Raw genomic sequence first — 13,869 nt, forward strand, 5'->3', positions numbered from 1 at the left:
TTTTAACGCGGTTTTGAACGGCGAACCGGCTTCCGCTTCGCCCGCAAACGCTATCGGCGCGCCTCGCGATCGCGGCCGAAGCCAGCGCCCCCCGGCGCTTGCGCGTGCGCGGCGGCGGACCGTGTCCGGCCCGGCGGAACCGCTTTCCCGCCAGCCAACAAAAAGCCCGGCGCGGCGGCCGGGCTTTTTTGCTTGGATGCGCAGCCGGTTACGCGACCGCGTTGTCGATCCAGGCCGACAGTGCGGTCTTCGGCGCGGCGCCGACCTTGATGTCGGCCACTTCGCCGCCCTTGAACAGCATCAAGGTCGGGATCGAACGCACGCCGAACTGGGCGGCCAGTTCCGGGTTCTCGTCGATATTGACCTTGGCGACCTTCACCTTGCCGGCCATTTCCTTGGAGATTTCCTCGAGCGACGGCGCGATCATCTTGCACGGGCCGCACCACTCGGCCCAGAAATCGACCACGACCGGTTCGGCCGAGTCGAGCACGTCGGTTTTAAAGCTGTTCTTGTCCGTCGTGAGAGGGGACATCGTGATCTCCTTGATCGATCGTTTCCAGATCCATGTGGGGTTCGGCGGCGGGCGCGTCAAGCGGCGTTTGTCTCACGCCGCGGTGAGTCGGACAAGGGCTTCGTCCAGCGCGGCGGCCGGCACCCGGACGAGGGCGGGCGCTTCGGTGAACAACAGGGCGGCCTCGACGGCGCGGCCGGCATAAAGCGGCTGAAGCAGGGCGCGATAGAGCGCGAGCTGGGCGAGATAGGCCGGCGGCACCGTCTCCAGCGTCAGCGGCGGCGGCCGGTTGGTCTTGTAGTCGACGATCAGCACGGTCTTGTCGTCGACCGCAAGCCGGTCGATCTTGCCCGAAACGGCGCGCTCCGCCGCGCCGAGACGCACCGTGCCCATCAGCGCCACCTCGGCGCGCGAGCCGGGGGCGAACACCGGCGCGAAATCGGGGTTTTCCAGTATGGCGCGCACCGAGCGCCACGCGCTCTCGCGCTCGGCCGCCGGCCAATCGGCACCGAAGCGGTCGAGATAGCGGCGCGCGGCCGCTTCGCGCGCGGTTGGCAGAACGGCCGGCAGCATCTGCAGCAGGCGGTGGATCGCCGTGCCGCGTGGCGCGACCGGCGATGCCGCGCCGGCCGGCGCCAGCACGGGCGAGGCGTCGCGCACGCCCTCCTCGCGGCCCGCCTCGATCAACAGCCCCGCCCCGGAGGGCGAGAGCGGCCGCGGCAGGGCGGGCGGCGGCGGTGCCGGTTCGGTCAGAAAGGCGGGCAGTTCGGGTTGCTGCGGCTCTTCGGGCGTTTCGCGCGCCGCCACTGCCGGGCCGCGCTGCCTGGTGACCCGAAACTGTCGCACCCTAAGCGCGGCGACCGGATGTTCGGCCTCGACGACCGGACCGGTGGCGAAGGCGGCCTCCGCCAGCCTGTGCCAGATGCCGTCCTGCGGCGCGCGCACGCCGCGATAGCCGCACACGATCAGCCTGTCTTCCGCCCGCGTCATGCCGACATAAAGCAGCCGCCTATATTCTTCGCGCGCCCGCTCGGCGATGCCCTCGGCGATCGCCCTGGCGCGGCGGTTGGCGGTATCGGCGCCGGAGCGCCACACGAACCCGTCGCCGGTCCACAGCCGTTTGTGTGAGGCGAACGGCATCAGCCTGGGCAGATGGCTGTCCGAAAACGGCGCGGCGCCGTTGTCGACCAGGATCACGATCGGCGCTTCCAGCCCCTTGGAGGCGTGCACGGTCATGATACGCACCTCGTCGCGCGACTGGTCCATTTCGCGGCGGATGTCGGGCCCGGCATTTTCGAGCGTCGCCAGAAAGGCTTCCAGCCCGGTCACGCCGGCCTGTTCGGCGGCGAGGCAGAAATTCAGGAACTCGTCGAGAATGTCGCCGGCCTCGTGTCCGAGCCGGCGCACCATCTTGCGGCGCACGCCGTCGCGCGCCAGGATCGCGGCGAAGAAGGCGAAGACCGTGCCTGTATCGGCCTCGCCGCGCCAGCGCGCCAGGTCGGCGGCGATCGTCTTCCAGAGCGGTTCGGCCTGCGCGCGGGCGCGCAACGCGCCATAGAGCGAGCGCGCCTTGCCGCGATCGGCGGCAAGCGCGTAGAGCGCATCCTCGTCGAGGCCGAAGACCGGGCTTTTCAGCAGCGTGGCCAACGACAGGTCGTCCTGCGGCTGCAGGACGAAGCGGGCGAGCGCCATCATGTCCTGCACCGCGATGTGGGCGCGCAGGTTGAGCCGGTCGGCGCCGGCGACCGCGATCTCGCGGTTCTTCAGCGCGCGCGACAGCGCGTTGATGAACCGGTCGCGCTTGCGCACCAGAACCAGCACGTCGCCGGGCGTCACCGGCCGGCCGCGGCCCTCGATCACCTCGCCGGACCTGAGCCAGTGGGCGACGGTGTCGGCGACGATCTCGGCCAGCCGCGCCGCCGGCGCCGAGGCATGGTCGACGGGCTCGGCCCAGTCCTCCGGCGCCTCGACCTGTTCGGGCGCGATCTGATCCCACAATTCGACATGGCCGGGCTCGCCGACGCGGATCGCCTTGTGCTCGATCGCTTCGGGGTCGCGGGTCAGCCCGGCGCGCGCCTCCTCGGCGGCGAACACCTGGTCGACGGCGGCCAGCACGTCCTCGGTCGAGCGAAAGGAATGGGCGAGCGTCACAGGCGCGAAGCGCCCGCCGGCGCCCTCCACCCGGCGCGAGAATTCGTGCTTGTAGTGCTCGAAGGCCTCCGGTTCGGCGCCCTGGAAGGAATAGATCGACTGTTTTTCGTCGCCGACGGCGAAGATGGTGCGGTTCGTCTCGCTTCTGGCGCCCGCGCCGGCGAAGAAATCCTCGGTCAGTCGCGCCACCACCTGCCATTGGTCGGGACTGGTGTCCTGCGCCTCGTCGACGAGGATGTGGTCGATGCCCTGGTCGAGCTTGTACTGCACCCACGCGCCGACATCGGTGCGCGACAACAGCCACACCGTGCGGGTGATCAGGTCGTTGAAGTCGAGAAAGCCGCGCGCCGATTTCAGCCGTTCGTAGCGGGCGATCAGCCAGTCGGCCAGCGTCAGCGCGGCGCGGCTGCGCGCGACCATGCGCCAGGTGGCGAGGCGGTCGGCGGCGGCGGCGATCGCGTCGGCGGCGCGCGCGAACTCGGCCGAAAACTCCGGAAAATGCTCGGCCACGCCCTTGGCCAGGATGCGTTCGATCGGGCGGGGCTCGGCCATGCCGGCCTTCTTTTCACTCAAAAACAGCGCGCGCGCGGCAACGAAACCCTCCGTCGGCGGCGCCGCGCAGGCTGCGGCCAGCCCGGCGGCGAATTTTTCCGCGGTCTTCTTCTTCGCCTCGCGCGCGGCCGCGCCGAAGCGGGCGGCAAACCCGGCGTCGAAATAGGCGTCCGGCCAGGAAGCGGCGACGATGTCCGCCTCGTCCGCCTCGCCCGAAAAGCCGAACTCCTCCAGGAGGTCGGCGAAGACGCCGCCATCGCCGCCGATCGCGGCGATGAAGCGCCGGAGCGCGTCGCGCTTGCCGACAATCTCGTTCAAAAGCGCTTCCAGCCCGTGTTCGCCGCCGGCCGCGAGCACGGTGGCGAACGCCTCGGCGATGCCGGCATCGCCCCCTTCGCCGACGCCGGCGAGCAGGTCGCGGCGCGCCTCGGCGACCAGCGCCTGCTCCATGCGCCCGTCGAGCAGATCGAAATGGCCGGCAATGTTGGCCTCGAGCGGGAAGCGGTGCAAAAGCGCCTCGCAAAAGGCGTGGATGGTCTGGATCTTCAGCCCGCCCGGCGTTTCCAGCGCCCGCGCGAAAAGCCGGCGCGCCAGCCGCACCCGCTCGCCGTCGGGCTTTTTTTGTTCCAGGGCCTCGATCTCGGCGGCAAGCGTGCCGTCGTCGAGCGTCGCCCAGCGGCCGAGATCGGCAAACACGCGGGTCGCCATGTTGGCCGCCGCCGCCTTGGTATAGGTCAGGCACAAAATGCGGGCGGGATCGACGCCTTCCAGCAAGAGCCGCATCACCCGGCGCGACAGCACATGCGTCTTGCCCGAGCCGGCATTGGCCGAAACCCAGGCCGACAGGCCGGGGTCGGACGCCAGCGCCTGGTTCGCCAGCGTGTCGGGCGGAATGATCCGCGATCCGCTCATGCCTCGTCTCCGCCGTCGCCGCCGCCGTCGCCGCCCGCCGACCATTCGAGCACCCGGGCGAGATGGTCGTAATCGCCATCCGTGTCGCCCTCGCGGAAGGGCAGGGCGCGCGACAGATATCCGTTGGCGGGCTCTTGATAGTGCGCGACCAGCCGTTCGAGCCGCTGCCAGGCCTCCGTCGCCATGTCGGGCGCGGTGCGCGCCTGGCGTTTGTAGGTGAGGATCGATTCGGTCTCGACCTCGCCGTTCGGCCTCAGCCGCACATAGGCGAGATCGGCCGGTTCGCACGGCCCGATCGCGGTGAAGGCACCGCGCTGCAGCAATGCCGCCTCGAGCGCAAGCTGCGGCGAGACGAGCGTGTGAGCCTGGCCGCGCGAGGGGCCCGACCCGGTCTTGTAGTCGAGAATGTCGGCTCGCCCGTCGCGGAGAACGTCGATCCGGTCGGCACGGCCCGACAGATGCGCCCCGGTGGCGCCGATCGCAAGCGGATCGGCCTTGAGCTCGGCATGGGCGGCCGCGATGCCGCCCGCCCGCGCGCGTTCGAAGGCGACGATGTTGGCGACCATGGCGCCGAAGCGCGGCCACCACACCGCCTCGACATCGGCCGGCAGGCCGGCCTCGGCGAAGCAGCGCCGCGCGATCGCGACGAGCCGCTCGGCGGCGTCGCTGGCGTGCGGGTCGGTGCCGGTCTCGGTGAAGCGGTGCAGAATGTCGTGAAACAGCGTGCCGCGCTCGGCCGCGCCCGGATCGCGCAGCAAGGGTTGCAGCGGTTCCAGCCCGAGGATGCGCCTAGCATAGATCGCGTAGGGGTCGCGCCGCAACGTCTCGACCTCGGTGACCGAAAAGCGGCGCGGGCGCGTGTCGACCGGCGGCGTCGGGGCCGGCCGCGGCACGAAGGCGATGTCGGGGCCGATGTCGAGCGCGCGTGCCCAGCCGGTCAAGCTGGCGCCCCGCGCCCGCAGCCGCGCGGCCTCGTCGGGACCGATCACGGCCAGAAGCCTTTGCAGCCATCGCGACGGCACCGAGGGGGCGTCGCCCTGGCGCGCGGCGCGGGTCAGGACCAGTCGCCGGCACCCGGCGGCCATGACGAAATCGTGCGCGGCAAGTCCGATCCGGCGTTCGGGCGGCTCGAGCGAAAGCCCGGCCTTCATCATCCGCGACATGAAACGGTCGGCCTGGGCGCTGGCCGGCCACACTCCCTCGTTGAGGCCGGCGACCACCAGAAGATCGACCGATTGCAGCCGCGCCTCCAGCGCGCCCCAGATCGACACGCGGCTGTCGCCGGCCATGGACGGCTTGACCGTTTCCGGCGCGATCAGGGCCGCGAGGATCGCCGGCCATTCTGCGCCGTCAAAGGCGATTTCGGCGGTATTTTCGGTCAACCCGCGCAGGAAGCCGGCCAAAGCCTCGCCGGCGTCGCCGCCGTAAAGCGCGGCGAGATCGCCGGTATCGTCGCGCGCCAGCCGTTCCAGAAGCTCGACCGTCAGTCGGGCAATGCCGCCGAGCCCGGTCTCGTCGGACCGGCGTCGCGCGGCAAGCGGCGCGGCGGCCGCGTCGAGCTCGCGCAGCAGCGCGCGCGCGGCCTCGATGTCCTTGGCGCCGAGCCGGGCGAGCCAGAACGGCTTGCGCGGGTCGGCGGCGAATTCGTCGAGACGGCGGTCGAACAGCGCGGCGAGCGCGGTGATGTCTGGGCGGCCGGTGCCGCCGCGCAGCGCCACCAGTTCGATCAGCTCGCCGAGCCGCCGAGCCGTTGCGCGGTCGCGGCCGAGCCGGAACAAAGGATGTTTGAACAAGGCCAGCAGCGGCACCGGATCGCCGGGAGAAAACACGGCGGCGACGAGGTCGGTCAGCAACTGCCCGGGCATGGTGCGCGCCAGAAGGGCGCCGCCCGAATCGTCCGCCGTGATGTTGAAGCGCAACAGTTCCGAGGCGACCCGGCGGGCGAGCGCGCGGTCGCCGGTGACGAGCGCGACGTGGCGCGCGCCCTGCGCCAGCCCCTGGCGCAGGGCGATCGCCGCGGCGAGCCCTTCCTCGCGTTCGTGCGCGGCTTCCACCAGCACCACCTCGTCGAGCGCGCCGGCCGCCAGCGCGGCCTCGACGGTCTTTCGGCCGTCGATCCAGGCATCGGTGGTTTCGGCCGGTCGCAGCGCCTCGTTGACGATCCGCGCCCTTGCGGCCAACGCCGGCGGCGCGTGGCCGATCTCGACCACGTCGCGGCGTCCCGCGCCGATCGTGGCGATCAGCTTTTTCAGGCCGTATTGCGGATGGCCGAAGGCGGAGGCCGGCTGGCGCGGATCGCCGATGGCGTTCCACGACCGCTCGTCGAGCTCCGGATCGAGGCCGGGCAGCACCACCGCGCCGCGCGGCAGGCGCGCGACCACCGACAACAGCCGCGCGGTGGCCGGTATCGACCCGGTCGAGCCGGCCGCAACCACCGGTCCGCGCGGCGGCGCGGCGGCAAGGCGCCGGGCTTCGGCGTCGATCAGGGCGTTGCGGTGGGCGGCCGGATTGGCACGGTCCCGCTCTTGAAGCGCCTGCGGCCAGGCCTTGGTGACGATGTCGAGAAATTCCAGCGTCACCTGCCACCACGCGGCCAGTTCGCCGCCGACCAGCGAGGCGAGCGCCCCCCAATCCGCGTCCTCGGTCTCGATCTCGTCCATCAGCGCGGCGAGATCGCGCGCGAGCCAGATCGCGTCGGCCATCGAGGCCGGCACCGTGACCTCCTCCTCGAACAGGGCCGCGACATGGGCCGGCAGTCGTCTTTTCCAGGCCTGGACCAGCGGCGCGAGCGCGAGCAGGCGTTCCATCGCCGCGATCGGCGGGGCGACGTCGAGCGCGGCCGCGCTCTGTTCGTCGAACAGGGCGGCGTCCTCGTCGAAATCGCCGAGCGGACGGATGACCGGCAGGATCGCCGAGCCGGAGCCGACCCGGTCGACGAAGGTGCTGCGCAGCGCGCGCGCGGCCCGGCGCGTCGGCACGTAGAGCGTGACGTCGGCGAGCGCCAGCGGATCGCCGTCGAAAACGAAATCCTCGACCAGCGTGCCGTTCAACAGGGCCTCGGCGAGAGTCGGCAGAAAGGCCGCGCCAGGGGGGACCGAGAACAGGCGCGGCGCGGTTCTCACCGCGCTTCCGCCTCCGCCATCACCGCGTCCAGCGCCGCCTCGGCGAGCGGAATCGCATCGGGCGTGCCAACGGTGAACCAGCGCCCGGCGAGGGGGTGTCCGTACAGGCGTCCGCTGGCGATCGCCTGGTCGAAATAGCGGTTGAGCGAATGCGGTTCGACCGTCGCGCCGGCGAAGATGCGCGGATGAAGGATTGCCGCCCCGGCGTAGATCGCCCCGTCCGGCGCGCCGCGCGCCCGCTGCAGACGACCGGCCGCGTCGACCGAGAAATCGGCGCCGCCGCTATGACCGATCGCGAGCGCCGGGTTGGCGAGCATCAACAGGATATCCATGCGGTCGTCGTCCCAGGCGGCCGCCAGCCGGACGAGGTTGGATTGATCCTGGTCGATCCAGAACGTATCGGAATTGAGGACGAAGAACGGCCGGGCTCCCAGAAGCGGCAGCGCCTTGACGATGCCGCCGGCCGAATCGAGCAGCAAGGCGCGTTCGTCCGATATCAGCGTTTTCGGCCGGCGCCGCGCGGCGACATGGTCGATGATGCGGGCGCCCAGATGGTGGACATTGACCACGGCGGTCGCCGTGCCGGCCTCGGCCAGCGCGTCGAGCGCCCGGTCGAGCATCGCCTTGCCGCCGATCTTCACCAGCGGTTTCGGCAGGGTTTCGGTGATCGGGCGCAGGCGCAGGCCGAGCCCGGCCGAAAGCACCATCGCGGTGGCGGGAACCGTGCTCATGGCGCGGGCGCGTCCAAAAGCGCGTTGTCGCGGTAGAAGGCGGCGACGGGCGCCAGGGCGGGGTGGCGCAGCGCGCGCTCGAGATAGGCGCGGATGCGCGGCAGGTGACGCAGATAGCCGGCCTTGCCTTCGCCGCGGTCGAGGCGCACGAAAATGCCGAGGATCTTTGAGTTGCGCTGCGCCGCCATGACCGCGAAATCCCGTTCCAGCCGTCCGCTGTCGAACGGACCTGCCGATTGCCTGGCCGCACAATAGGCCGACACGATCTGCCGCTCCAGCCCCTCGGGCACGCTGACGCGCGCATCCTGGGCCAGCGACGCGAGGTCGTAGGCGACCGGTCCGATCAGCGCATCCTGGAAGTCGAGCAGCCCGATCCGGTCGAAGCCGATCCGGTCGGACCGCCAGACGAAATTGGGCGAGTGGTAGTCGCGCAGGACGATACCGGTCTCGGCGTCCGCGATCGTATCGAACACCGTGTTCCAGGCGGTGGCGAAACGCGCCTTCAGCGCCGCGTCGGCGGGCCGGCCGAGCACATGCGGCACATACCAGTCGACAAACAGCTCCGCCTCGACCATCAGTGCATCGCGATCGTAGGGCGGGACGCGGTAGGACGCGCGTCCGGCGACCGGCAGGCTGTCCGGCCAGGCTTCGCCGTGCAGCGCGGCAAGCAGGCGCGCGGCCTCGCAATAGCGCTCCGCGACCGGCTCGCCGGTCGCCGACAGGAACCGGCCGGTTCCCAGATGTTCGAGCAGCAGGAAACCCGCGTCGAGGTCTGCGGCCTCGATTCGCGGGGCGCAGAACCCGCGGGCGCGCAGGGCATCGGCCATCGCCACGAACGGCGTGACCGACAAGGCCCGGTGCGCGATCTCGTTGTAGGACCGCCCGTCCCTGAGCGGCGGCCCGGCCGGTTGCGCGGGTGCGTTCATCAGGATGGTGCGCGCGCCGGCCTCGGTCACCGTCTCGTAGGTGCGGTAGGACGCGTCGCCCTGCAGATGGTGCCGGAGGGCGCCGACCCGCCCCGCATTGTCGAGAAAGCGCCTGGCCGCCAGCGAGCGGGCGAGCCGCGCCATCGCGCCGGCCTCGCCGTCGATCGTCGCCAGCCGGCCGTCGCCGTGATGGTCGAGCCGCACCGTCAACGCGGCCCCGTCGAGACGGTCGTCGGCGCGCTCGGGCCATTCGACCAGCACCACCCCGGTCTCGGCCAGCTCGTCGAAGCCGAGTTCGTCGAGTTCGTCCGGCGCGGCGAGCCGGTAGAGGTCGCAATGGTGCAGGTCGAAGCGCAGCGTGTAGCTCTGCACCAGCGTGAAGGTCGGCGAGGGAACTTCCAGTTCGGGATCGGCGGCGATGGCGCGGATGACGGCGCGCGCCAGCGCCGTCTTGCCGGCGCCGAGATCGCCTTGCAGCCGCACGACGTCTCCGGGAACGAGCGCCATGGCAAGGTCGTCGCCCAAGCGCGTCGTGGCCGCCTCGTCGGGCAGGGCAATACGCAACCGCCGCTACTCCGCCGCCGCCCGTGCCCCTTTCGGCGCGACCGGGAAGCGGCAGGTGACGGTGGTGCCGCGCGCCTCGCCGGTGTCGATCTCCACCGTGCCGCCATGCAGCTCGACGAAGCTCTTGACGATCGACAGGCCGAGGCCGGCGCCGCGACGGCGGCCGCCATTGGCGTGGGGTTCGAAGCGCTCGAAGGCCGCGTCGAGGATCTCGGGCGGCATGCCGGGCCCGTCGTCATGGACGCGGAACTCGACCTGGTCGCCGATCATCCGGCAGCTGAGCGCGATCGTGCTGCGCTCGGGCGCGTAGTTGGCGGCGTTGGACAAAAGGTTGAACAGGATCTGGCGCAGCCTGTTCTCGTCGGCATGCAGGCTGGGCGGCGCGTCCTTCGTGTCGACCGCGATCGCGATCTGGTGTTCGCGCAGCTTCTCGCCGATCAGTTCGGCCGCTTCGCCGACGATGCGGGTGACCTGCACTTCGCCGATCTCGAGCTGCATGATGCCGGCGTCGACCGTGGCCAGGTCGAGAATGTCGTTGACGATCGTCAGCAGCACCGAGGAGGAGGAGGCGATGTGGTCGACATAGTCGCGCTGGCGCGCGTTGAGGGGCCCTGTATCGGGCATCGTCAGCAATTCGGTGAAGCCGATAATATTGGTCAAAGGCGAGCGCAGCTCGTAGGAGACGTGCTGCACGAAATCGTTCTTGAGCTGGTCGGCTTTCTGCAGCGCCTCGTTCTTGTCCTGCAGCGCGCGCTCGAAGTTCACGCTGTCGGTCACGTCGACGAAGGTCGTCATCACCTGGCCGTTGGGCAGCGGGATCATCGCATAGGACAGGATCGTGCCGTCGGCGAGTTCGGCCTTGCCGTGCGTTTCCAGCCGCTCGTCGTCGAAGCCGGTGACGGCCGCGACGAAGTCGCTCCACGGGCTTTGCGGACACTGGTGCGCGCACGCATCGCGGATCGTGGCGATATGGGTATTGGTGCCGATTTCGGCGCCGTCGAGGCGCCACAGCGCGACGAAGGCCGGGTTGAACAGCCTGATCCGTCCGTCCGGTCCGAAAACCGCGACCCCTTCGGCGAGATTGTCCAGCGTTTCGCCCTGCACGCGCACGGCCGCATTGTAGCGGCTTTCCAGGTCGAAGCGCTCGGTCATGTTCTCGAACACCCAGGTCACGCCGCCTTGGGGATGGGCGCTGGCCACGACGCGGATCGTGCGCCCGTCCGGAATGTGCCACCAATGTTCCTGCGGCTCCACGGCCCGGTAGGCCGACAGCAGATTTTCCTTCCAGCGCCGCCATTCGGGCTGCTCGGCAAGCTTGCCCTCGCTGCGAAGCCGGTCGAGGAACATGGTGTTGTCGGGCCGCGCTTCCAAGAAGGCGCTGTCGAGTTCCCACAATTTCTGGAACGCCTGGTTGAAGAAACGCAGCTTCTGGTCGGCATCGTAGATCGCGACCGCGGTCGAAAGCTGGTCCAGCGTTTCGGCGTGGCTTTTGACGGTGCGCTGATATTCCGCCCGCAGCGCCTCGAGATCGCTCTTGTCGACCGCCAGGCCGGCGACCACACCGTTGGCGCAAACGCTGGTGACGGCATATAGCTTGCGGTCCCCGTCCACGACGGCGGGAAGGTTGCGGCGCAGCGTCGGTTCCGTCAGATGTTGCCGCGCGATGTTTTCGCGCGCCTGGGTCGCCAGCAATTCCCGGCCTTGGGCGACCGCGGTCTCGGGCGTCTCGCACTCCACCGCCGCGGCATAGGCGGCGTTGACGGTGCGCAGCCGGCCGGTCTCGCTGCGCAGCCAGAACGGCATGTCGAGATTGGCCACCAGCGCGAGCACGGCCTCGTGGTCGGTCGCGAGCGCGGCGTGCTCGGCCTTGAGCGCGGCGTGCTCGGCCTGGCGGCGGGTCAGCGACACGAAACGCACGATCGCGTGCGAGGTCGACCGGCGTCCCAGCACCTCCAAGAGCGTGCCCGACTGCGCCGCCACGACCAGATCGAAGGATGTTCCGGCCTCGCGCAGCGCGGCGATGGCATTGTCAAGCATGGCGGCCGAGCGCGCCGTCAGCCAGCGCCCGAAGGCGAGGAAGGAGCTGCGCTCGTCGGGAACGCCGGGGGCCGACGTTAGCGTGCCCACCAGATCGGGCTTGCTCCTGTCACCCGCCCACACCACGGTTCTCTGGTCCCTGGTGGTCATCATCGCCTCGGCACGCTGTACGGCCGCGTTCAGTTCGGCGATCCGCTCGCGCAGCACGAGGTTTTCGGCGGCGATGCGCCCGCGCTCGCGAATCAGCCAGATCGCCGACAGCATGGCGGCGCCCATCACGCCGGCGAAGGTGGCGATCTGGATCACTTCGGACGCGCCGAATGTCAGGTTTCTGAGAGCATCGAGCCCGGTCGCGGGCATTTCCTGAGCGTGTGAGAGGATCGTCGACGACAGATAGCCGGCAAGCCCGACGCCGGCGGTTGCGGGCACCCGCGCGCGCCCGCTGCCCGCGTGATCCGGTCGGTCCGCTGCCCCGGCCTGCGTGTCATGCCCGCTGATCCCCGAATCCCGCGGGCCTTGTCCTGGCATCCCTTTTTCCTCTCCGCCGCATGAACGCCATGGCCGCCCGGCCGCATCGTCGGCAATGCCCCGTCCCGGGCGCGCCATCGTGGCGAATCACGTCACTGTACCGGCCCAGCGAATCGGCGTGAAGAAGGCGGCGCCACAAAAGTAATGCCGGGCGGTTTGTCAACCGCCCGGCATCAATATCTAGTGTTTGGAGCCTATCGGATCAGTATCTGTAGTGTTCCGGCTTGTACGGACCGGCCGGCGTCACGCCGATATAGCTCGCCTGGTCCTCCGTCAGGGTGGTCAGCGTCGCGCCGAGCTTGTCGAGATGCAGCCGCGCCACCTTCTCGTCGAGATGCTTGGGCAGCACATAGACCTCGTTCTGGTAATTCTGCCCCTTGGTCCACAGTTCGATCTGGGCGAGCACCTGGTTGGTGAACGAGGCCGACATCACGAAGCTCGGATGGCCGGTGGCGTTGCCGAGATTGAGCAGGCGCCCTTCCGAAAGAAGCAGGATGCGGTTGCCGCCGGGGAACTCGATCATGTCGACCTGCGGCTTGATGTTGGTCCATTTCAGATTGCGCAGCGCGGCGATCTGAATCTCGTTGTCGAAATGGCCGATATTGCCGACGATGGCCATGTCCTTCATCTTGCGCATGTGATCGATGGTGATCACGTCCTTGTTGCCGGTCGTGGTGATCACGATATCGGCGGTCGGCGCGGCCTGGTCGAGCGTCACGACTTCAAAGCCGTCCATCGAGGCCTGCAGCGCGCAGATCGGGTCGACTTCGGTCACTTTCACGCGGGCGCCTGCGCCGCGCAGCGAGGCAGCCGAGCCCTTGCCGACATCGCCATAGCCGCAGACCACGGCGACCTTGCCGGCCATCATCACATCGGTGGCGCGGCGGATGCCGTCGACCAGCGATTCCTTGCAGCCATATTTGTTGTCGAATTTCGACTTGGTGACCGAATCGTTGACGTTGATGGCGGGGAAGGGCAGCAGGCCCTTCTTCTGGAGCTGGTAGAGCCGGTTGACGCCGGTGGTCGTCTCTTCCGTCACGCCCTTGATGGCGTCGCGCTGGCGGGTGAAGAAGCCGGGCGTTTCGGCCATGCGCTTCTTGATCTGCTTGAAGAGGATTTCCTCTTCCTCGTTGCCGGGATTCGACAGAACGTCCTCGCCCGCCTCGGCGCGCGCGCCGATCAGGATGTACATGGTGGCGTCGCCGCCGTCATCGAGGATCATGTTGGACGGTTCGCCGTCCGGCCACTGGAAGATGGCGTCGGAATAGGCCCAGTAATCCTCGAGCGTTTCGCCCTTGATGGCGAAGACCGGCGTTCCGGTGGCCGCGATGGCGGCGGCGGCGTGATCCTGGGTGGAGAAGATATTGCACGAGGCCCAGCGAACCTCGGCGCCCAGCGCCTGCAGCGTTTCGATCAGCACGGCGGTCTGGATCGTCATGTGCAGCGAGCCGGTGATGCGCGCGCCCTTCAGCGGCTGCGCCTCGCCGAACTCTTCCCGGCACGCGATCAGGCCCGGCATCTCGGTTTCGGCGATATCGATCTCCTTGCGGCCCCAGTCCGCCAGCGCGATATCCGCGACCTTGTAATCCAGTTTCTCTGTCATCGCATTACTCCTGATGTCTTCGCTGTGCGGCGGCCGGCGGCCTGGAAAGACCCTGCCGGTCGTTCGAACTTTCGTCGGACGCTGCACGGGGCGGGCGCGGTGGTCGCCGACCGGCGCTCGTGTCGCGACACGCTGCGCATCCGATTGGTTCCGGCGGGCCGACAAGCGTCCGCGATGCGGCGCGCGCCTGCCCGACGCGGCGCTGTCTAGCAGATCGGCGAAAAGCTCACAA

At 69.5% G+C, this 13,869-nt stretch carries 7 protein-coding genes; all 7 read right to left on the minus strand.

What is annotated here, in order from left to right; genetic code table 11:
- Positions 1–208: 208 nt before the first annotated feature.
- A complete protein-coding gene (trxA, locus tag EP380_RS17975; RefSeq protein ID WP_106572982.1) occupies positions 209–532 on the minus strand; it encodes a thioredoxin in 324 nt (107 codons plus the stop codon).
- A 72-nt stretch (positions 533–604) separates the two neighbouring features.
- Entirely contained in the window at positions 605–4,126 is a 3,522-nt protein-coding gene (addA, locus tag EP380_RS17980; protein WP_127599785.1) for a double-strand break repair helicase AddA, read from the minus strand.
- Positions 4,123–7,248, minus strand: a complete 3,126-nt coding sequence (gene addB, locus EP380_RS17985; protein WP_127599787.1) for a double-strand break repair protein AddB — start codon at positions 7,246–7,248, stop codon at positions 4,123–4,125. The genes addA and addB overlap by 4 nt, the downstream gene beginning before the upstream one ends.
- A complete protein-coding gene (locus EP380_RS17990) occupies positions 7,245–7,979 on the minus strand; it encodes a nucleotidyltransferase family protein (protein WP_127599789.1) in 735 nt (244 codons plus the stop codon). The genes addB and EP380_RS17990 overlap by 4 nt, the downstream gene beginning before the upstream one ends.
- Positions 7,976–9,469, minus strand: coding sequence for a tRNA (adenosine(37)-N6)-threonylcarbamoyltransferase complex ATPase subunit type 1 TsaE (tsaE, locus tag EP380_RS17995; RefSeq protein WP_275069013.1), 1,494 nt, complete (start codon positions 9,467–9,469; stop codon positions 7,976–7,978). The genes EP380_RS17990 and tsaE overlap by 4 nt, the downstream gene beginning before the upstream one ends.
- Before the next feature lie 6 nt (positions 9,470–9,475).
- Positions 9,476–12,034 carry a sensor histidine kinase gene (locus EP380_RS18000; protein ID WP_127599791.1) on the minus strand — a complete coding sequence of 853 codons (2,559 nt, stop codon included), beginning with the start codon at positions 12,032–12,034 and terminating at the stop codon, positions 9,476–9,478.
- A 202-nt stretch (positions 12,035–12,236) separates the two neighbouring features.
- Positions 12,237–13,637, minus strand: coding sequence for an adenosylhomocysteinase (ahcY, locus tag EP380_RS18005; protein ID WP_127599793.1), 1,401 nt, complete (start codon positions 13,635–13,637; stop codon positions 12,237–12,239).
- Positions 13,638–13,869 lie beyond the last annotated feature (232 nt).

Origin of the sequence: Nitratireductor alexandrii (assembly GCF_004000215.1) — a bacterium.
Taxonomy (GTDB): domain Bacteria; phylum Pseudomonadota; class Alphaproteobacteria; order Rhizobiales; family Rhizobiaceae; genus Mangrovimarina; species Mangrovimarina alexandrii.